A 19,371-nucleotide genomic window follows, 5' to 3' on the forward strand; every position below is an offset into this window, starting at 1 on the left:
GGGGCGGGGTGACCGGTACGCAGCCGCCGCGGGCGGCCCGCACGCAGGCCCAGAGCAGCACCGAGGCGCCGGGGAGCCAGGGTTCCCGGGTGTCGGGGGCGACGATCCAGCGGTTGGGCCCCTCCGGGGCGTCCGCCATCCGCTGCACCGGCGGGACGGTGATCGCGTCGCCGGCGCCGTGGCACAGCACCGGCGGGACATTGCGGGCCCACTCCTCCCAGACCAGCAGGGTGCGCAGCCGCTGCGCGGCGCCGACCTCGGCGAAGACCAGGATCCGGCCGCGGTGGGTGGCCACCGGGCCGCAGCCGGGTCCCGACTCCCACAGTTCGTCGAGCACCCGCCGGCCGAACAGGCCGGGCAGGTTCACCACGTCGAAGGTCCGCCCGCAGGGCAGCACGGTGGGCGCCCAGGGCCGGGACTCCCACAGGGCGCGCATACTGCGCGGGTACTCGCTCGCCGACGCCAGCCAGGCCTCCCCGGCCACGGTGACGTACTCGATCGATTCATGCGTCCACATGTCCACTCAGCTTCTCCTCGCCAAGCCCGTGCGCCAGGGGCGACCGACCACGGGTTCGCGTGGGGGTCCGGGGGTCGCTCCCCGAGAAATTGGAGCCACGGATCAGTGGTACTGCGGCGGGAGATGGAGGGGGCGGGATACCGGGAACGCCGGACAGACCGAGCGGGAACGGCGTATTCTCCCGGGCATATGCCAGGCGGGTCGTCAGCCGATGCGGCGCCGGCGCAGCAGACCGCGTCCGTGCTCGACCATCTTCGCCGCGTAGTCGGGGGTCCAGTCCGCGCGGGCGGCGATCTCCTCGAACGTCAGGCTGTCGAAGCGGCGGGTGTCCGCGAGTTGGGCCGCAGCGATCGCCTGGAAGTCGCTGGCCCGTTCCGCCGCGGCCCGGAACGCCACGGTCAACTCGGTGGAGCGGCTCAGCAGTTCCCGCGGGTCCTCGATGTCGTCGAGGTCGAAGAAGTGCTCCTGCTCCGGCTCCGCGAGGCCGGGCTCGAAGAGCAGCGGCGCGGGACGGAGTCTCCGCTGCGGCGAGCGGTCGGCGGGGGAGTCGGGCATCGGGGGCACCTCCGCGGTGTCGGTTGGACGGTGTCGGTTGGAAGCGGTTGCAGGGCTGTGCCGTCAGCCACTGCTCATTGCCATCAGCCATTGTGAGTGCAGGCAGCCAGGGAGGGAACAGGGCCTGCCGTTCCGCTATTCCCGGGTGTTCCCGCAGGTCGGGTCGGTACTGCCGGTGGTCAGCCGGGTACGCGGTGTTCGCTCAGGTGCTCGAGGACGGCGTGGTTGGCGGTCCAGCCGTCCGGGAACTTCACCGTGACGCCGAGTTGCACGGGCTCGGTCGAGGGGTGCTCGTCCAGCAGTTCGGCGATTCCGGCCCGGGCTACGACGATACAGGCGTGCCGGTGCCGGGAGGCAAGTACGCACAGCCGCCCGGTCTCCAGATGGAAGGCGGTCGCGTCGGGCCGGCCCGAGAGCGGGTGCAGTACGACGGTGACGTCGTACTCGCGCCCCTGCAGCCGGTTGGCGGTGTCGACGGTGACCGCGTCGGCTCTGTCCGCCGACCCGCCGTCCGCCGACCCGCCGTCCGCCGCGCCGCCGTGCACGGGGACGCCCAGCGCGGCCAGCGCCGTCCGCACCGCGGCGGCCTGGTCGCGGTGGGCGGTGCCGACCGCGATCCGGTCGGCGGTCAGCGGGGCGCTGCCGCGCTCGGAGACCGCCGTCCCCCGCCGGTCCAGCAGTCGGCGCACCACGGCGGCGACCGCGCGGACCGCCTCCGGGTCGGTGCGCACGGTGTGCCGTGCGGGCAGTTCCAGCAGGCCCCAGCCGGACTCGGCCGCCACATCGACGACCCGGTCCACGGCCGAACCGTCCCCGGGTGCGGCCAGGGTGAGCCTCCGGTCGCCCGGGCCGGTGCCGGAGCGGAACGGCGCGTAGGGGTAGAAGGCGGCCGAGACCAGCGGCGCCGCCGAGGCCGGCAGCCGCCAGGACACCGGCAGCCGGTGCGGCACGATCCTCGGGTTGTGCGCCAGCAGGGTCATCACCGCGCTGCTGGACGGGTCGTAGCTCAGGCCCGCCCACTGGTCGGTGCCGACGATGGAGAACGGGTCCAACTGGCCCGGATCGCCGACGAACAGGGCCCGCTCGAACAGCCGGGCGACGGCGAGCAGCGCGTCGGAGCGCATCTGGTAGGCCTCGTCGACGATGGCGTGCCGCCAGGGGTCGACGTCCTTGACCCACTGCCACTTGGCGGCGGTGGACACCACCACCGAGCACTCCAGCAGGTCGGCCGGCTTGGTGGAGGCGGACACGGCCGGATGCCGCAGCGCCTCGGGCGCGGGGGCGGCGTCGCTGCCGTGCAGCCGTCCGACGGTGAGCGCGGCGTCGGCCGTGGCCAGCCGGTCCACCAGGTCGTCCACCTGGCTGTTGGTCTGGGCGACGACCATCAGCCGTTCGCCCGCCCCGACCAGCTCCCGGGCGGCCCGGACCACCAGGGTGGACTTGCCGGCCCCGGGCGGAGAGTCCACCACGGTGCCGCGCTCGGTGCCGTGCAGGGCCGCATCGAGGATGGCGGCGACGGCGCGGTCCGCCTCGGCGCCGGGGTCGCCGGTCTCTGCGGGGGAGAGGGGAGGCACGGGTCAGGCCCCTTCTACTGGGTCTGCCGGGACCGTTCCGGCCCGGGCGGCGGGCGGGCCGCCATGGGTCCACGGGGTGTCCTCGGGCTCGGGCAGCGGCGCGGACTGACGAGCCGTCAACTCGAAGAGGGTGAAGCACACCTGCTCGCCGGGTTCGGGAACGCTGCCCGGCTCGGGCTCCTTCTTGCGGCCCATGCCGTTCAGCAGCCGTACGGTGACCAGCCCGGACGCCGGGTCCGCCGAGACCAGCTCCGCCTTCTGCGCGGCCGGACCGCCGGCCCGGTACAGCTCGCGGCCGGCGTCCCCGTGCGGCCGGTCGTCGGTGCGCAGGGTGACCAGCGGGCGCGGCTTGGGGGTGCGTCCGGTGGTGTCGTAGGCGGGTTCGACCTCGACCACCACTCCGGCCATGGCCTCGCCGGAGAGCCGGTGCTCGGCCATGGCCAGCGGGTCGTCCAGGGCCTCCTGGATGTCCAGCCGGGTCTGCTCGCGCTCGCGCTGGGCCAGCTTGCGGGCGGCGGTCACCGCGTCGTCGCGGACCGGCTGCGGGGGCTCACCGGCCGCGATCCGGTCCCGGTGCGAGGTGTAGGACCAGCGGTCGCCCTCCCAGCGTTCGGGCAGATGCGCGGCTGCGGGCAGGGCGCGGAGCAGGTCCACCCCCTGCCACATCCGCTCCCAGGTCGGCCGCAGCACGGTCTCCAGCAGCGCGGCGATGTCGGCCTCCCGGGCCTGTGCCGCCACCGCGTCGCCCAACTGGCGGGCGGCGTCGTAGCGGGTGATCGCCGGGGCCAGCAGGCCGCTGTCGAAGCGCGGGTCGGTGGTCGGCCCGGCCGGCGGGCAGAGCAGCTGGCCGCGGTCGTCCCTGGCGGTCTCGGCCCGCAGCGCGGCCTCGGCGCCGGTGAGTCCGGCGGGCGGGGCGATCCAGCCCAGCAGCGCGCCCAGGTGCTGGTCCTCCAGGCGGCTCTGCCCGGTGGCCCAGTGCCGTCCCAGCAGGTCGGTCATGGCGAGCAGCAGCGAGGAGCCGGGGACCTGGGCCCGGTCGCGCAGCTGGGTCAGCCAGCGCCCCAGCAGCGGGACCCGGGCCGGGGCGGGGTAGGGGCCGGGGTCGGGGTCTTCCGCGGTGCGGCGGAAGCGGGTGGAACGGCCCAGCAGGCCCAGGAACTCGACGGCGGCGGGGCCGGGGACGAGCAGCTGCGGGGCGTCCGTGCACAGCTCGCGCACCTGCTCGGTCTTCTCGCCGGTGGCCGGGTCCTTGACCTCCTTCGTCAGCAGCTCGACCTGGTCGCCGTACCCCTCCAGCCAGGGCAACAGCTCGGCGGCGAGATCCGCGAGCAGGGCGAACCTGCGGTCCCGGTCCAGCGGTTGGGGGAGGCTCAGCAGCACCGGCGACTCCCGGTCCTGACCGAGCATCACCGCCAACGGCGCCCCCGCCTCACCGGCGGCGGCCAGCGGCACCAGCACCATCGGCCGGTCGGCGAGGTGGCGGTGTCGCACGGTGGCCAGCGGCACGGCGCGTCCGTCCCGCACCGCTTCCATCCGCGCCAGCGTGCCGAGCAGGCTCACTCAGGTCCTCCGGTGGTGTCGGTTCGACCGGCCTCAGCCGCTGCGGGGTTGCGCAGGGGTACGGGGCGTCGCGCCCCGGGGGGTTGGAGCATGGGCCGGTCGGCGAGGTGGCGGTGCCGTACCGTCGCCAGTGGCACGGCGCGTCCGTCCCGCACCGCTTCCATCCGCGCCAGCGTGCCGAGCAGGCTCATCGGTCGCCGCCCAGCGCCGCGCCGCCCAGCGCCTCGGCGCGGAGTGCGGCGGCGCGGGAGAGGCGGAGGGCGGATTCGGCGTCGCCGTCGTCCTGGCCCGGGGCGGCAGCCCCCTGCGGCGGGGCCGCGGCCGCGGCCAGGGCCCGGTCGATGGTGGCGAAGCTGCCCAGCTCGCCGCGGACCCCCCGGCCCAGGGTCTCCACCGAGCCGGCGCAGCGCGCCTCGGCCCGGCAGTGGAAGCCCAGCTCGCAGGCGGAGAGGCAGTCGGGCGAGTACACCGCCGCCAGCGCCCCCACCGCGGCGGTCAGCTGCCCGTCGGAGCGGTCCTGGCCGAAGCCGGCGTCCGGCGGGAGCGGGTCGAGCAGTTGCTCGACCCCGGTGAGCCGGTCCAACTGCCGTCGGGTGACCGCCATCGGCTTGCGGACGTCGACCGCGGCCGCGGCCGGCTGGTTGCCGAAGTCCTTGGGGCAGACCAGCAGTGCGGTGCTGTCCGGCGAGCCGGCCAGTCCCCCGGGCTCCTGGTAGGGGTCCCGGCTCGGCTCGACCCCGGCCAGTTCGGCCGCGGTCTCCCGCAGCGCGAGCACGTACACCGCCGCCTGCCGGGCCGCCGCTCCGACCTTGGCAGCGTCGGCCCCGCCGTCCAGGATCGGGAAGGACTTGATCTCCACCACGGTCCAGCGGCCGTCCGGGCGGACGACCACCAGGTCGGGCTCCAGATGCGCGGCGGAGCCGGCCACCTCAAGGCGCAGCAGCGGCTGGTCCAGCACCGTCCACACCCCGGGCCGCGCCGCGGCCGCGGCCAGCGCGGCCCGGGCGCTGGCGACCCTGCCCGCCGGCAGCTTGGGGTCGCCGACCAGCTCGGCGAACTCGACCGGGGCGCTGTCCTCGGGCAGCCGCAGCTCCTTCCGGAGCAGGTCCAGCAGCACGGTGCAGCCGTCGGCCTTGACCTTGCGCTCGAAACCCAGCCCGCGGCTGATCGCGAACGGCGACTGGCCGAACGGCGCCGGATTCCCGAGCCGGGTCGCCAGGTCGGCTTTGTCCACCCCGGCGGCGTCCAGCACCGCGCGCCGACCGCAGCCGGGATTGGCCGCCAGCGCGGCCAGCGCCCGGGCGTCCAGGCTGCGTTGCGGCGCGTCGCCGCGGAGGCCGGCGAGCCGGCGCTCCAGCGGGCTCGGGGTGAGTCCGGGGGGACCTGGGGTGACGTTGTTCATGGTGCGGATCAGTCTTGCACCCGCCACCGACAACGGGGGACAGGCCGGTCGTCACTACGGCGTCGACGCCAGCTCGGACATGTGTGACCGCACGGTGCACGTCACCGACGACCCGTCCGCCGTGAGCGGACTGCAGGTGCACTCCGGCACGGGCGATGGGTGAGTCCTCATCGCCTCTTGACGGAACGGTGCCGCACCGGTCAATGCGGGCTGCCGGACCGGGGCCGAGGCCGGAGTCGGAGTCGGCGCCGATGCCGGTGCCGGGACGGCGCTCCGGGTGCGGGCCCGTACGTGTGTCCGGCCGCTGACGGATGCCCGGAACCCGTCGGTGAGCCGCAGCGCCGGGCCGGTGAGCACCGCGCCCACGCCCAGCAGCACCGCGCCGGCCACGCAGTCCAGCAGGTAGTGGTTGCCGGTGCCCATCACCACCGTGGCGATCATCAGCGGGTAGAGCAGCCCGAGGGTCCGCACCGTGCGGTCCCGGGCGAAGCGGAACAGCAGCAGCCCGCACCACAGCGACCAGCCCATGTGCAGGCTGGGCATGGCCGCGAACTCATTGGTCATCGAGCCGAGTCCCTTGGGCGCGCTGGCGGCCCCGCCCCACCAGCCGACGGCGGCGTGCTGGGCCATGGTGTCGGTGAAGCCGTAGGAGGAGGGCATCAGCCGCGGCGGTGCCGCCGGGAAGAGGATGAACCCGACCAGGGCCAGCGCGGTGGTGATCCCGAGCCAGGTCCTGGCACTGCGGTACTGGTCGCGGTGGTGCCGCCACAGCCAGATCAGCACCGCCGGGGTCACCAGGTAGTGCAGCGTCGCATACACGTAGTCGGCGGGTACGCCGAGCCACTGGTGGCCGCTGAAGACGGTGTTCAGCCAGCGCTCCGGGTCGAGGTGGAGCCACTGCTCCACGTCGATCAGACCCCTGGCGTCCCGCACGGCCTCGTCCAGGCCACCGCTCACCAGCAGCCGGCTTCCGTCGTAGGCCAGGTAGATCGCGGCGACCAGCAGCAGTTCCAACTGCCAGAGCCCCGATCGCCTCCTGAGAAGGGTGCGTGCCATGACTACTCCGACGTCCGAGCGAAAGCGTACGCTCTACCGTACGCTGTACGTTAGGAAAAATCATCCCGGGGCCACATCCGGTTCTCACCGAGGGCCGGTAATCTCCGACACAGCGCTCCATGGCGCTCCACAGCTCTTTCACGGATCTCAGGTCGGCCCCCAACTCAGCCTTCGGAAGGCCATGTCGCAGTCAGTGCCCCGCCGCCGTGCCCCCCGCAACTCCCTCAGCGCGGAGTTGATCGTCGACCGTGCGCTGTCACTGCTCGACGACAAGGGCATGGAGGCGTTCTCCATGCGCGCCCTCGCCGAGGAGCTCGGCGTCGGCACCATGGCGCTGTACACCTACTTCCGCGGCAAGGAGGAGCTGTTCCACGCCGCCCGGGACCGGGTCCTCAGCACCTACCAGCCGCCGTGCACCAGTGGCCGCTGGGACGAGCAGCTGCGCGCCGTCTGCCTGTCCATGTACGAGCTGTTCACCGGTCAGCCGTCGGTGCTGCAACTGCTGGCCGAGGGCCAGGCCGAGGGCGATTTCGCCGACGCCGCCTCGGTCACCATGGAGCGGGTGGTGGAGCTGCTGCGCGGGTCGGGACTGGACCGTCAGGCCGCGGCCCGGGCCGCCGGCACCGTCATCGGCTTCACCATCGGCTCGGCCATGCGCCAGGTGCGCGAGTGCGGCAAGGAAGGGCAGCTGACGGCCAAGACAGAGCTGCTGCGCCGCCGCTTCGCAGCGCTGTCGCCGGAGCGCCACCCGGCGCTGACCGACCTCTCCCCCGAACTCACGGTGGCCCGCGAGGACGGACCCGGGCAGTACACCTTCGGCCTCGACCTCATCCTGTGCGGCCTCCGGGACCTCGCCGCGGCCGGAGCGACGGCGCCGCAGTCCTGATCCGGCTGCGGCGCAGGGTGCGGGGATCAGGGATCATGGGCGGGTACACGATGTCTGCACCGCCACTCTAGGGAGATCCCTGTGCCCTCGCGCATCCTTCTGGTCCGACACGGCGAGACCGCGTGGTCCGCCAGTGGCCGGCACACCGGGCGGACCGACATTCCGCTCACCGAGGAGGGCCGCGAGATGGCCCGCCGCCTCGGCGACCGGCTGAAGCGCGAGCCCTGGGGCGGCCTGCCCGAGGCGGAGATCCGCACCAGCCCGCTGCTGCGCGCCAGGGAGACCTGTGAGCTGGCCGGCTTCGGGGAGCGCGCCGTCGATGCCCCCGACCTGCTGGAGTGGGACTACGGCAGCTACGAGGGCATGACCGGCCCGGCGATCCGGGCCGGGGACCGGCCGGGCTGGCTGATCTGGCGCGACGGCGTCCCCGGCGGGGAGACCCTGGAGCAGGTCGCCGCCCGCGCCGACGCCTTCATCGACTGGACCGCCGAGCACGGCGGTGTTCCCGATCCCGGGACCACCGTGATGCACAGCGCCGACAGCGATGTGGTCGTCTTCGCGCACGGCCACTTCCTGAGGATCCTCACTGCCCGCTGGCTGGGTCTCCCGGCCACCCACGGTCAGCGGCTCAAGCTGGGACCTGCCACCCTCTCCATCCTCACCTGGGAGTACGGCGCCCGGGCCGTCGAACTCTGGAACGACGGCTCACACCTGCGCTGACAGAGCGCCGGCCGGACGGGGTGGCGGCCCTGACGGAGTACCGGTCCTGACGGGACCTCAGCTCGCCAGGGCGATGTCGTAGCGGTTGACGAAGTCCGACACCTCCGGCACCGCCTGGTGCGGGCGGAGCCGGACCGCGGTGTCCGCGATCATGGACCGGATCCGGGTGGAGCGCACCTCGCCCAGCAGCGAGACCACCTGGCAGCCGCTGTCCGCCGCGGCTGCCAACTCGCCCCGGCCCAGCTGGTCGTGGGCCAGCTCAGCGGTGTAGAGGGCCCGGTTGCGGACGAAGTGCGGCTGCTGGAGTTCTATGGCGCTGCGGGCGCAGCCCTCGGCCCGCTCCCACTCGCCCAGCGCCGACCAGCACTGCGCCTCCAGCCCGGCCAGCTCGGCGTCACCGTAGAAGGACATCCACTCCGGATCCGCCTCCGCGGGGCCGGCGGCGTACAACTGGTGCGCCAGCAGCAGCGAGCGCCGACAGGCGCCCCGGTCCTGGAGCTGGGCCCAGGCCCCGGCCTCGCGCATGGCCAGCAGCGAGCGGAGCCGCTGCGAGCCCAGCCCCAGGGCCACCTGGTGCGCGGCCTGGGCGGCCCGGACCGCCTCGCGGGGCCGCCCGGCGTCCCGGGCCAGGAAGGCGCTGTTGCAGAAGGCGTGCGCCTCCAGCGCCGGATCGTCGGCCATCCGTGCGGTGGCCAGGGCTTCGGCGTAGAAGGAGCGGGCGTCGGCCAGCCGGCCCGAGTCGTGGGCGAGCCAGCCGACCGAGATCGCCAGCTCCCCGGCGGCGGACTGCAGCCGCTGCTCCACCCCGCGACCGTAGGACCCGCAGTTGAGCAGCTGGTACGCGGTCCGCAGGACCCGCCCGGCGCGGTCGAAGAGGGCGTCCCCGCCCTGGACGTCGTCCAGGAGCCGGATCTCCCTGACCGCGTCCTCGACGCTGCGGGCGTCGGCGGCGCCGACCTTGCCGCCCGGGGCGACGCAGGCCGGGCCCGGGGTGGCGGCACCGGCCGGTAAGGGGTGGTCCAGGCCCAGCACGGCGGCCATGGTGGCCGGCGCGCCGGACAGGAACGTGCGTCGGTGCACGTCGTCGCTCTCCTCGTGGTTCCGGTCCGCGGTCTCCCACCTGTCAACCGCCCGTCTGCCTCCGACGCGCGGTGCGAAACCCAGGTCCTCCAGGGAGGAGCCCGGGAACATGTGCTGGAAGACCCTCTCGTACGCGTAGTTGGGGCACCTGATGGCGCCGGACTCGATCCGCCCGACATAGCGCGCGTCGCAGGAGACGTGCTCGCCGATCTCCCGGCCGGCACGCCGTACGGCGGTGGCGAACTCGCCGGCCGAGCGGTCCCCGCGCAGCGCTCGCATCACCTGGTTGGGAGTCCGATCGGGCATCTGATCGGGAATGGTGAGGGTGTTGGTCATGGCGGCCCCCTTGCTCTCAGACGCCACGACAGTACCCTCTGCAACGATTCGAACACTCAGGGTTTCTGGACAAACCGGGCACGCATCGGAAAGATGCCATGAAATGCCATGGTCTGCCAGGCATGACGACCGTGGCCCCGGAGACCCTTCAGCCGTTGTGCATGGCAGTAACCGCTGACACCACTCAACGGCGAGCGGTCAATGACGGAGGCGTCCATGTTTGAAGCGGAATCCCCTTCCTCCTCCTGCGACCTGGTCACGGTCCCCGAGCGGCAGGGGCTGGAGACCGTCGACATCCTGCGGCTGCGCGGGGCCTGCGGCCCGGTGCTGCACGAGGACGCCGACGCCACCCTCTCCTTCCTGGTCCCGGCCGGCGCGGTGGACACCTGGCACCTGCCCGGCGGCTCGTGCACGCAGGCGCTGGCGCCGGAGGACGACTGCGCCTGGCTGCTGCCGCCCTCCCCGGAGCGCGAGCTCACCGATCCGGCACAGCTGTGCGCGGCCCTCGGCGAGGCCGCCAGAACCCTGGCCGCCTCCGGCTCCGACGGGGCCTGACCAGCGGATCCCGCTCCACCCGCGGGCATACTGGGCGAGTGGCCCGGAAGCAGCAGCACCCCACGACGAAGACCCAGAACACGACCGAGCAGGTCGGCTCGGGGCTGGCCGAGCTGGTCCCCGACCGGGACCGGCCGAACGCCTGGACCCTGCTGCTGGACGGCACGCCGCAGTCCCACGTGGACCTGGACGACCCGACCCGGCTCTCGTTCGAGTACCAGCGCAGGTTCGGCCACCTGGTCGACCTCGCCGCGGCCCCCCGGCAGCCGATCACCGCGCTGCACCTGGGCGGCGGCGCGCTGACCCTGGCCCGGTACGTCGCCGCCACCCGGCCGCGCTCCCGGCAGCAGGTCGCCGAGATCGACACCGCGCTCACCGAGTTCGTCCGGCGCACCCTGCCGCTGGACCGGGGCTGGCAGCTCCGGGTCCGCGGCGGTGACGCCCGCGAGATCCTGGCCCGCAGTCCCGAGGCCCAGGCCGACCTGGTGGTGGCGGACATCTTCGCCGGCGCCCGAACACCCGCGCACTGCGCCTCGGTCGAGTTCGCCCGGCTGGCGGCGCGGGCGCTGCGCCCCGAGGGACGCTATGTCGTCAACATCACCGACGGCGGCCGACTGGACTTCGCCCGCGGCCAGGCGGCGACCCTGCGCGAGGCCTTCGCCGAGGTGGCGCTGATCGCCGACCCGGTGGTGCTGCGCGGCCGCCGTTTCGGCAATCTGGTGCTGGTGGCGGCCCGGCAGCCGCTGCCGCTGGACGAGCTGACCCGGCGGATCGCCACGGATCCCCACCCGGGACGCATTGAGCACGGCCCCCGCCTGACGGACTTCCAGGCGGGGGCCGTGCCGGTCCCTGATGCCGGCGCGGGCCCCTCACCCGCGCCGCCACCAGGCGCTTTCACTTTCTGATCGGCCTGCTGCGGCCAGCTGTCACGCGGTCCTCAGGAGACCGGCTTCAGCTTCAGGACCAGGTACTCGTAGGCCTGGCTGTTCGGCGAGGGGTTGATGAACGGGTTGTCCGAGGTCGGCCAGCCGGTGAAGTTGGCGGAGCTGTACTCGTACCAGGCGGCACCGTAGAGCACCGGAACGGCGGGGACGTCGTCGTTGAAGATCTGCTGCAGGGTGTCCAGAGCGGTCTTCTGGGCGTCGGGCGTGGTCGCGTTCTGGTACGCCTGGATCGCCGCGGTCGCCTTGGAGCTGGTGTAGCGGCCGAAGTCGCCGGCCGCCGTCTTGCCGACGTCGGCCGTGGTGCTCGGGTCCAGGATGAACTGCAGCCGCTGGAAGGCGGTGACGCCCTGGCCCCAGTGCAGCGCGGCGTCGTACTTGCCGGTGGTGATCGCGGCGTTCCAGGTGTCGTAGGTGAACGCACCGTTGTCGTTGATGTCGAAGCCCTGTGCGTTCAGGCCCTTGACCATGGCCTGGGCGTCACACCAGTAGTCGCTGAAGGAGTTGGGGTCGATGATGGTGAACTTGATGGTCTTGCCGTTCTTGGTCCACTTCCCGCCGACCTTGGCGTAGCCGTCGGCGGTGAGCAGCGAGCTGACCGTGCTCGTGTCGGCGTTCGGCTTGAGGGTGTTGGCCGTGGCGCTGGAGACCAGGGCCTTGTCGACGTCCGAGGCGATCAGACCGCCCGAGGAGGTGGCCGGCAGCTCGTAGTTGGTCTCGCACTGGCTGGCCAGGGACTGCCGGTCCACGGCGGCGCTGATCGCCTTGCGGACGGCGACGTCGGCCAGCGCGGGGGCGGTGGTGCTCTTCTGGTTCAGCAGCAGCGAGACCGTGTTCGCCGCGGGGAAGTACGGAGCACTGCTCTGGAACAGGTGGTTGTGCGCCGGGTCCTTGGCGACGAAGACGCTCTGGACGTTGTTGATGTCGTTGCCGGCCAGGTCGATCTGGCCGGAGGCCAGCGCCAGGGTGGCCGCGTCGTTGGTGGCGTAGGCCGGGAAGGAGATCTCCTTCACGGCCGGGGCGCCGCCCCAGTAGCTGGGGTTGGCCTTGTAGGTGACGTTCTGCGAGCTGAACTTGTCGACCAGGTAGGGGCCGGTGCCGATGGCCTGTGCCGAGGTGATCTGTGCGGTGGCCGGGTTGCTGACGCTCGACCACAGGTGCTGCGGCACGATGACCTGGTTGCCGATGGCGACGAAGTTCGACGCCTGCGGGGTGGAGAAGTTCATCACCAGGGTGTTGGAGTCGGGCGTGGTCATGCTGGTGGTGGCGGGGACGCCACCGGTGTTGGCGGCGGCGGTCTTCTGCAGCAGCTCGAAGGTGAACTTCACATCGGCTGAGCTGAAGGCCTGGCCGTCACTCCACTTGACCCCGGACTGGAGATTGATGGTGAGGGTCTTGTTGCCGTTGGACCAGGCGTAGCTCTTGCCGAGCCACGGAATCGGCGGCTGGTCGGACTTCAGGCTGTTGAACATGAACAGCGGCTCGTACGTCAGCGAGATGGCGTTCTCGTTGGCGCCGAAGGCGTTGCCGTCGAACGGGTTGAAGTCCTCGTCGAAAGAGGGGACCGGCTTGTCCTCGATGACCAGGGTCTTGGTCGAGGAGCCGGTGCTGCCGGAGGCGCTGCTGCTGCTTCCGCCGTTGCCGGTGGCGCCGGAGCTGGTGCAGGCGGTGAGGCCCAGGCCCACGACGGCCACCAGGGCCAGGCCCTTGATGGTGGTGTTGCGACTCATTGCGTACGCTCCTTGTGTCCGGCCGACGAGGTATCGGCCAGTGGTGAGCGGCCATGACGTCTTATGTCATGGCGTGACGGGTCTTGATTGGGTGGTTCCGAACGAGATCGCGTGCGTTACTGCTGTCGCCTGGTACTGCGCTTCGGACGGTGGTTCCGGACGAGTTGCACCTCGCCCGGGATCGGGCCCGACGGCGCCGGGGCAGAAGGCGGACCCCGGCGCCGGCCGGGTCTGGCTGGGTCTCCCATGTCGTCGACTCCTCGTTGAGTACGGACGTTCGGTTCGCTCGGGACTCGCTCAGAAATCCTTGGCGGCGTTCCCGGCCGCCGGCGGATTCGTCTTGGGCGCGTGCTCGGGGCTGTGCAGCCAGCAGGCGGCCACCTGGTCGGTGGCGACCGGCAGCGGCGGCGGCGCGGCCTCCTTGCAGACCGCCATCGCGAACGGGCAGCGCGGGTGGAACCGGCAGCCGCTCGGCGGGTTCACCAGGCTCGGCGGGGCGCCGCGACCGCGCAGCACCGGCGGATCGGTCCTGGCCGGGTCGGGTGCGGCGCTCAGCAGCAGCTGGGTGTACGGGTGCGCGGGCGCGTCGGTGATCTGGGTGGCCGGGCCGGACTCGACGACCTGGCCCGCGTACATCACCAGTGCGGTGTCGGCCAGGTAGCGGGCCGAGGCGATGTCGTGGGTGACGTAGAGGATGGCCAGCCGCTCGCGTTCGCGCAGCTCGTCCAGCAGGTTGAGGACGCCCAGCCGGATCGAGACGTCCAGCATCGAGACCGGCTCGTCGGCCAGCAGCACCCTCGGCTCCACGGCGAGGCCGCGGGCGATGGCGACGCGCTGCCGCTGGCCGCCGGAGAGCTCGTGCGGGTACTGGTCGATGAACCGCTCGGACGGGCTGAGCGAGACGCGTTCCAGCAGCTGCCGGGCCTTGGTGTCCAGATCGTCCCGGCTCGCCCGCTTGTGCAGCTTCAGCGGGCGCTCCAGGTGGTAGCGGACGCTGTGCACGGCGTTGAGCGAGGAGAAGGGGTCCTGCAGCACCAGGTGCACCAGCCGGGTGTACTCCCGACGGGCCTTGGCGCTCCGGCCCACCGGCACGCCGTCCAGCAGCAGTTCGCCGGAGGTCGGGGTGATCAGCTGGGTCAGCAGCCGGGCCAGGGTGGACTTCCCGGAACCGGACTCGCCGACCACCGCGGTGACCGTGGCCTCGGGCAGCGCCAGCGAGATGTCCTCGACCGCGTGCACCACCTGGCGGGTGCGGCCGGGCCCGAACTGGTGCACGGGGAAGTGCTTGGTGAGGTGGCGGGCCTCCAGTGCGGGGGTGCCGGGGCGCTTCGGCCCGTGGACGACGGTGGTCCCGTCGCTGAGGGTGGCCGTCACAGCTCGCTCCCATGGGTCTCGTCGGCGCCGCGGGCGCCGTTGCTGTCACCGTTGTTGCCGACCGCGCTGCGCCGCAGCGGCGCCGGCGGTTCCTGGAATCCGTCCTGCAACCAGCAGGCGGCGACCCGTGGTTGGCCGGCCGCCCGACCCGGGTCGGCCGCCGGCGGCACCAACTGCGGGATGTCCGTGCGGCAGCGGTCCATGGCGTACGGGCAGCGCGGGTGGAAGGCGCAGCCGCCGGGCAGGGCGGTGAGCGAGGGCGGCGATCCGGGGATGCCCTCCATCCGCACCTTCTCGCCGTGCAGCGCCGGGAAGGAGTTGAGCAGCCCCAGGCTGTAGGGGTGCCGCGGGGCGTGGAACAGCTCGTCCGCGCCGGCGCGCTCGACGATGCGACCCGCGTACATGATGGCGATGGAGTCGGCCAGCTCGATCAGCAGCGACAGGTCGTGGGTGATGAAGATGATGGCGAAGCCCAGCCGCTCCCGGAGCTGCATCAGCTCCTCCAGGATCTCCCGCTGGGTGACCACGTCCAGCGCCGTGGTCGGCTCGTCCATGATCACCACCTGCGGTTCCAGGGCCAGCGCCATGGCGATCATCACCCGCTGCCGCATCCCGCCGGAGAGCTCGTGCGGGTAGCTGCGGAGCCGGTCGGCGCTGATGCCGACCATGCGCAGCAGCTCCACCGCGCGCTCCCGGCGCTGTTCCGCGGTCATCTGGGCGCGGTGCGCCTTCAGCACGTCGGTGAGCTGGGCGTCGATCCTGGCCACCGGGTTGAGCGCGTGCATGGCGCTCTGGAACACCACCGCCAGCTGCGACCAGCGGATCTCCCTGAGCTTCGCCATGTCGGCGCCGAGCAGGTCGACGATCTCCGTGGCGGCCGGGACCACCTCGCCCGGCGCCGCCCCGAACGCCGAGTTCTGCGGTCGGTTGTGGAAGAGCACCTCGCCGCCGCTGATCACCCCGGGTGCGCGCAGCAGCCGGGTCAGGCCGTAGGCCAGGGTGGACTTGCCGGAGCCGCTCTCGCCGGCCAGGCCCAGCACCTCGCCCCGGCGCAGGGTCAGGTTCGCGTCGGTGACGGCGCGCACGGCGCTGGAGCCGACGCCGTAGTCGATGCAGAGGTCGCGGACCTCGAGGACGATGTCGGCGGTCTCGGCACGCGGTGCCGGGACTGCGGTGGGCGCGCTCACTTGGACTTTCCTTCCGAGGCGGCGGCGACGGGAGTGGGCAGGCCGGCCGGACCGGGGGCGGCGCGGTGGGTGCCGCCGACGCGGGTCCGGTCCGCCGTGCGCAGCACCGGGGTGAGCCCGAGGACGTACTTCACACCCTTGCGGTTGTCACGGGCCGAACGCAGCCGGGGGTTGATGATCTCGTCGATACCGAAGTTGAGCAGGGCCAGGGCGATGCCGACCAGCGCCACGCAGGCCGCCGGCGGTGCGTACCACCACCAGTAGCCGCCGAGGATCGCACTGTCCTGCTGGGCGGTGTTGAGCATGGTGCCCCAGGTGGAGGTGGCCGGGGAGATGACGCCCAGCCAGGACAGCGAGACATAGGTGCCGATGCCGTAGATCACCGTGAAGATGAACGAGGAGGCCAGGATCGGCAGCAGGTTGGGCAGGATCTCGAAGACGATGATCCGCGGCTTGCGCTCGCCGATCACCCGGGCCGACTCCACGTAGTCCTGGTTGCGCAGGGCCAGCGTCTGCGCCCTGAGCACCCGGGCCCCCCAGGCCCAGGCGGTGAGCGCGATCACGAGGCCGATCAGCAGCGGGTTGTCGGTGTCCGCCGGCGGCAGCGGGGTCATCACCACCATCAGGATCAGCAGGCCGGGCAGCGCCAGGAAGATGTTGGACAGGATCGACAGCGCCTCGTCGACCCAGCCCCCGACATAGCCGGCGGTGACGCCGATCAGTACCGACAGGCAGGTGGCGACCAGGCCCGCCACGAAGGCGATCAGCAGCGTGTCCCGGCCGCCGGCCAGCACCTGCGAGAAGATGTCGTGCTGCTGCTGGTCGGTGCCGAGCAGGAACTTCCCGGACGGCGGCAGCGGGGTGCTGCTGGTGGCGTTGGCCTGCCAGTCGGCGCTGTGCGGGGCGATCATCGGGCCGAAGACCGCGATCAGCGCGAAGACGAAGAGGATCGCGGCACCGACGACGACCTTGGGCGTCAGCGGTATTCGGGAGCCGCGACGGGCACGGGCCGGCTTGCCGACGACGGGTTCACCGGTTCCCGGGGTGCCCGGGCCGGAGGTCACGGTGGGAGTGGCCATCGGTCAGGCCTCCTTGCGGGCGCGCGGGTCGAGGATCACATAGGCGATGTCCGCCAGCAGATTGGCGCCGAGCACCGTGAAGGTGACCACCAGCAGGATGCCCTGCATCAGCGGGTAGTCGGCGTCCAGCACGGCCAGGTAGACCTGGTAGCCGATGCCTGGGTAGGAGAACACGATCTCGGTGACGATCGAGCCGGTGACCACCAGGCTGATCGACAGGGCGAAGTTGGAGATGGTCGGCAGGATCGCGTTGCGGGCCGCGACCGCGATCACCTTCCAGCGGGGCAGCCCCTTGGCCGCCGCGACCAGGACGTAGTCCTCGTCCATGGTCGTGATCATCATATTGCGCATACCGATGATCCAGCCGGCGATGGAGGCCAGGGCGACCGTGGCGGCCGGCAGCACGCCGTGCTCGACCACGCTGGTGATGAACGGTCCGTTCCAACCCTGCGTCAGATTGGAGTTGCGGCCGGTGTCGTAGCCGTTGGCGTACGGGAAGAGCTTCCAGTAGAAGCCCCCGGTGATCAGCAGGATCGACGCCAGGATGAAGTAGGGGACGGCCTGGAAGAAGGTCGCCGACGGCAGCAGCGCGTCCAGCAGGCCGCTGCGGCGCCAGCCGACGACGATCCCCAGCAGGGTGCCGAGCACAAAGGCGACCACGGTGCCGGTGCCGACCAGGCCGACGGTCCAGGGCAGGTCCTTGCTCAGGATCTGGGTGACCGCGATCGACTTGGACGTGGAGTGGCCCAGGTCGCCCTGGAACAGGTGGCCCAGGTAGGTCAGGTACTGCGAGAAGGTGCTCTGCTTGCTGTTCAGGCCGTACTGGTCGGCCAGGGCCTGCAGTTGCTGCGGGGTGATCGTGGTGGTCTGCATCTTGGCGAGCAGCGCCTGCAGGGCGTTGCCCGGGAGCATCCGGGGAAGGAAGAAGTTCAGCGTGACGGCGGCGTACGCGGCCAGCACGTAGAAGCCGAGTCGGCGCAGGATCGTGGTCATCGTCGGCTCCTCTCAGGAGATCTGGCGCCACACGGCGGGGCGGGAGTCGGGTGGGCAGCCGCAGCTCTCGCGGCGGATCAGACGCGTTGGCAGGACGAAATCCTGTACGGCATCGCTGTCTTGGGGGCTATCGGCAGTGATCATGCTGTGGAGGACCTCGAAGGCTTTGGCGCCGATCTCCTGGATGGGCTGGCGCACGGTGGTCAGCTGGGGTCGGAGGTGTCGGGCGAAGGGCAGGTCGTCGAAGCCGGTCACGGCGACGTCGCCGGGGACGTCGAGGCCGTGCTCGGCGAGGGCGTAGATGACGCCCAGCGCGGTCTGGTCGTTGGCGCAGGCGATGGCTCGCGGCAGGGTCGCCCCCAGGGCGATCAGGCCCCGGACGATCTGCACGCCGCTGCCGGCCGAGTAGTCGCCCTGCCAGGCGGGGCCGGTGAGGCACTCGCCCCCCAGTGCGTGAACCTCGGAGGCGAAGGAGCGGCCGCGGACGATGTTGTCCGGGCTGTCGGCGTGCCCGGCGATGTAGGCCAGCCGGCGGTAGCCGTGGTCCTGCACCAGGTGGCGTGCCATCTCCCGCATGCTGGTGGCGTTGTCGCCGCGGACGTTGGAGACCGGACCGCCCTCGGCGCCGGCCAGGGTGACCACCGGCACGGTACGGGCGATACTCGCGATCCCGGCGGGGGAGAGCACCTGGTCGTGCAGGATCAGACCGTCGCACTTGCCGGCGATGGTCATGATCCGGTTGGGCAGGGTGTGCTCGTCGATGTTGACCGAGCTCACCAGGAGGTCGTACCCGCGACGCTGCGCCACGATCTCGATGCCCCGGTTGATCTGGTCGCCGAACAGCAGGCTCTCGGACTCGTCCTCGAACATGCCGCCGTCGTCCGTGCCGTACACCCGGCGGAAGACCACGCCCACCACCTGCTTGAGCCGGCTGCTCAGGGCGCGGGCGGCTCCGTCGGGGACGAAGCCCAGCTCGCTGATGGCCTTGAGGACCCGGTCGCGGGTGGCCGGACGCGGATTGTCCCGTCCGTTCAGGACCCGGGACACGGACGCGATGGAGACTCCGGCACGGCGGGCGACATCGTAGATCGTCGGCGTCGCGCCGGAGGTGGGTCGTGCGTCCATCGGAGCAGTCCTCTGGTTCCTGGAAGGGGTTTCCCGGGGAGTTGGCGTAAGCGCTTACTGGAAATGTTCTGGGATGACGTTAGGTCGGGGTTGTTGCCGCCGCAAGAGTGGATGTCGCTGCCGTTACGCTGATGTGACTTTTCTTCAGGAAGTGTGGCCCGTGTGGCTCTTCCGTGTTCACCAAATGAACGGAAGGGGCTGGGTCCTTTTGGACTGACGGGCTTGGAATAGGCATGATGCTATGGCGCTGACCAGCCAAGATCGATGATTTGAGCGCTATGCGGCAATGTTTCGAACGATCGCTCATCATTGAAGCCCTGAAGATTCCGACGGAATCGGCCAGCCCGTTCCCCGGGCCTCGGCCCGCGCTGGAGTCGACCGTGCACGAAGCGCGGAAGCGTCATGGCGATGCGTCTGGAAGCGCTTACTTGGACGATCAGCAGCAACGCCGGAAGGGCATGCCGAAGCGCCCGCCGGAGGCGGGCCTCAGTGGCCGCGCGGCAGGCCCCGGTGCTTGTAGACGGCGATACCGGTGAGGACCAGTCCCAGCACGATCGGCACGACTCCGGGCGTACCGTCGCCGGGATCGGCGGCGTTCTCACTGGCCGGTGCCCGCGCCGGCAGGCGCGCCGGGGCATGTGCCGGCGCCTGGCGGGCGGTGGCCGACTGCGCGGCGGACGGGCCCGGGGCCGGCCCGGTGG

18 protein-coding genes are annotated in these 19,371 nt (G+C 72.0%); 4 read left to right on the forward strand and 14 right to left on the reverse strand.

The window, feature by feature from the left end:
- From TR46_RS36145 to TR46_RS36170, 6 genes are all read right to left on the reverse strand, one after another.
- The coding region (locus TR46_RS36145) for a bifunctional DNA primase/polymerase (RefSeq protein ID WP_042411002.1) at nt 1–517 on the reverse strand (517 nt) is incomplete at its 3' end.
- 204 nt (nt 518–721) lie between these two features.
- Nucleotides 722–1,072 carry a DUF8844 domain-containing protein gene (locus TR46_RS36150; protein ID WP_042410980.1) on the reverse strand — a complete coding sequence of 117 codons (351 nt, stop codon included), beginning with the start codon at nt 1,070–1,072 and terminating at the stop codon, nt 722–724.
- A 179-nt stretch (nt 1,073–1,251) separates the two neighbouring features.
- Complete coding sequence (locus TR46_RS36155; RefSeq protein WP_042410981.1) at nt 1,252–2,646, reverse strand: AAA family ATPase; 1,395 nt, start codon at nt 2,644–2,646, stop codon at nt 1,252–1,254.
- Between the two features lie 3 nt (nt 2,647–2,649).
- Nucleotides 2,650–4,206 (reverse strand): hypothetical protein, encoded by a 1,557-nt coding sequence (locus tag TR46_RS36160; RefSeq protein WP_042410983.1) that lies wholly within the window; start codon nt 4,204–4,206, stop codon nt 2,650–2,652.
- Between the two features lie 187 nt (nt 4,207–4,393).
- The gene (locus TR46_RS36165) at nt 4,394–5,608 is read right to left on the reverse strand and encodes a hypothetical protein (RefSeq protein WP_052433416.1); all 1,215 of its coding nucleotides are present in this window, start codon (nt 5,606–5,608) and stop codon (nt 4,394–4,396) included.
- Nucleotides 5,609–5,662: 54 nt separating this feature from the next.
- Complete coding sequence (locus TR46_RS36170; protein WP_084719236.1) at nt 5,663–6,664, reverse strand: phosphatase PAP2 family protein; 1,002 nt, start codon at nt 6,662–6,664, stop codon at nt 5,663–5,665.
- Between the two features lie 181 nt (nt 6,665–6,845).
- Here TR46_RS36170 and TR46_RS36175 point away from each other — a divergent pair, with 181 nt between their 5' ends.
- Together TR46_RS36175 and TR46_RS36180 are read left to right on the forward strand one after the other, a co-directional pair.
- A complete protein-coding gene (locus TR46_RS36175; protein WP_042410985.1) occupies nt 6,846–7,550 on the forward strand; it encodes a TetR/AcrR family transcriptional regulator in 705 nt (234 codons plus the stop codon).
- Nucleotides 7,551–7,631: 81 nt separating this feature from the next.
- Entirely contained in the window at nt 7,632–8,270 is a 639-nt protein-coding gene (locus TR46_RS36180) for a histidine phosphatase family protein (protein WP_042410987.1), read from the forward strand.
- 57 nt (nt 8,271–8,327) lie between these two features.
- On the opposite strand, the gene TR46_RS36185 is transcribed toward TR46_RS36180, so the two are convergent.
- Entirely contained in the window at nt 8,328–9,686 is a 1,359-nt protein-coding gene (locus tag TR46_RS36185; protein ID WP_042410989.1) for an NsdA family TPR-like regulatory protein, read from the reverse strand.
- A gap of 216 nt (nt 9,687–9,902) precedes the next feature.
- Here TR46_RS36185 and TR46_RS36190 point away from each other — a divergent pair, with 216 nt between their 5' ends.
- Both TR46_RS36190 and TR46_RS36195 read left to right on the forward strand, forming a co-directional pair.
- On the forward strand, nt 9,903–10,241 hold the full coding sequence (locus TR46_RS36190) for a hypothetical protein (RefSeq protein ID WP_052433418.1): 339 nt from the start codon (nt 9,903–9,905) through the stop codon (nt 10,239–10,241).
- Between the two features lie 38 nt (nt 10,242–10,279).
- Nucleotides 10,280–11,146 (forward strand): spermidine synthase, encoded by an 867-nt coding sequence (locus TR46_RS36195; protein WP_042410994.1) that lies wholly within the window; start codon nt 10,280–10,282, stop codon nt 11,144–11,146.
- Nucleotides 11,147–11,178: 32 nt separating this feature from the next.
- Here TR46_RS36195 and TR46_RS36200 read toward each other — a convergent pair whose 3' ends face one another.
- The 7 genes from TR46_RS36200 to TR46_RS42945 all read right to left on the reverse strand — a co-directional run.
- Entirely contained in the window at nt 11,179–12,912 is a 1,734-nt protein-coding gene (locus TR46_RS36200; RefSeq protein ID WP_042410996.1) for an ABC transporter substrate-binding protein, read from the reverse strand.
- A 297-nt stretch (nt 12,913–13,209) separates the two neighbouring features.
- A complete protein-coding gene (locus tag TR46_RS36205; protein WP_063770751.1) occupies nt 13,210–14,286 on the reverse strand; it encodes an ABC transporter ATP-binding protein in 1,077 nt (358 codons plus the stop codon).
- On the reverse strand, nt 14,283–15,473 hold the full coding sequence (locus tag TR46_RS36210; protein ID WP_063770752.1) for an ABC transporter ATP-binding protein: 1,191 nt from the start codon (nt 15,471–15,473) through the stop codon (nt 14,283–14,285). Before TR46_RS36210 ends, TR46_RS36205 begins: the two co-directional genes overlap by 4 nt.
- On the reverse strand, nt 15,470–16,552 hold the full coding sequence (locus TR46_RS36215; protein ID WP_052433419.1) for an ABC transporter permease: 1,083 nt from the start codon (nt 16,550–16,552) through the stop codon (nt 15,470–15,472). The genes TR46_RS36210 and TR46_RS36215 overlap by 4 nt, the downstream gene beginning before the upstream one ends.
- Nucleotides 16,553–16,555: 3 nt before the next feature.
- On the reverse strand, nt 16,556–17,545 hold the full coding sequence (locus tag TR46_RS36220; RefSeq protein WP_042410997.1) for an ABC transporter permease: 990 nt from the start codon (nt 17,543–17,545) through the stop codon (nt 16,556–16,558).
- A 12-nt stretch (nt 17,546–17,557) separates the two neighbouring features.
- Nucleotides 17,558–18,670: a LacI family DNA-binding transcriptional regulator gene (locus TR46_RS36225; protein ID WP_042410998.1), complete on the reverse strand. Its 1,113-nt coding sequence runs from the start codon at nt 18,668–18,670 to the stop codon at nt 17,558–17,560.
- 486 nt (nt 18,671–19,156) lie between these two features.
- A partial coding sequence (locus tag TR46_RS42945) for a hypothetical protein (protein WP_042410999.1) occupies nt 19,157–19,371 on the reverse strand: 215 nt, incomplete at its 5' end.

The organism is Streptacidiphilus carbonis (assembly GCF_000787775.1).
Lineage (GTDB): Bacteria > Actinomycetota > Actinomycetes > Streptomycetales > Streptomycetaceae > Streptacidiphilus > Streptacidiphilus carbonis.

What these genes read in the sequence shown, in the direction of transcription:
- TR46_RS36175 (WP_042410985.1), top strand. Translation starts at nt 6,846, where the DNA reads ATGTCGCAGTCAGTGCCCCGCCGCCGTGCCCCCCGCAACTCCCTCAGC.
- TR46_RS36165 (WP_052433416.1), bottom strand. Translation starts at nt 5,608, where the DNA reads ATGAACAACGTCACCCCAGGTCCCCCCGGACTCACCCCGAGCCCGCTG.
- TR46_RS36215 (WP_052433419.1), bottom strand. Translation starts at nt 16,552, where the DNA reads ATGGCCACTCCCACCGTGACCTCCGGCCCGGGCACCCCGGGAACCGGT.
- TR46_RS36185 (WP_042410989.1), bottom strand. Translation starts at nt 9,686, where the DNA reads ATGACCAACACCCTCACCATTCCCGATCAGATGCCCGATCGGACTCCC.
- TR46_RS36150 (WP_042410980.1), bottom strand. Translation starts at nt 1,072, where the DNA reads ATGCCCGACTCCCCCGCCGACCGCTCGCCGCAGCGGAGACTCCGTCCC.
- TR46_RS36225 (WP_042410998.1), bottom strand. Translation starts at nt 18,670, where the DNA reads ATGGACGCACGACCCACCTCCGGCGCGACGCCGACGATCTACGATGTC.
- TR46_RS36200 (WP_042410996.1), bottom strand. Translation starts at nt 12,912, where the DNA reads ATGAGTCGCAACACCACCATCAAGGGCCTGGCCCTGGTGGCCGTCGTG.
- TR46_RS36220 (WP_042410997.1), bottom strand. Translation starts at nt 17,545, where the DNA reads ATGACCACGATCCTGCGCCGACTCGGCTTCTACGTGCTGGCCGCGTAC.
- TR46_RS36190 (WP_052433418.1), top strand. Translation starts at nt 9,903, where the DNA reads ATGTTTGAAGCGGAATCCCCTTCCTCCTCCTGCGACCTGGTCACGGTC.
- TR46_RS36170 (WP_084719236.1), bottom strand. Translation starts at nt 6,664, where the DNA reads ATGGCACGCACCCTTCTCAGGAGGCGATCGGGGCTCTGGCAGTTGGAA.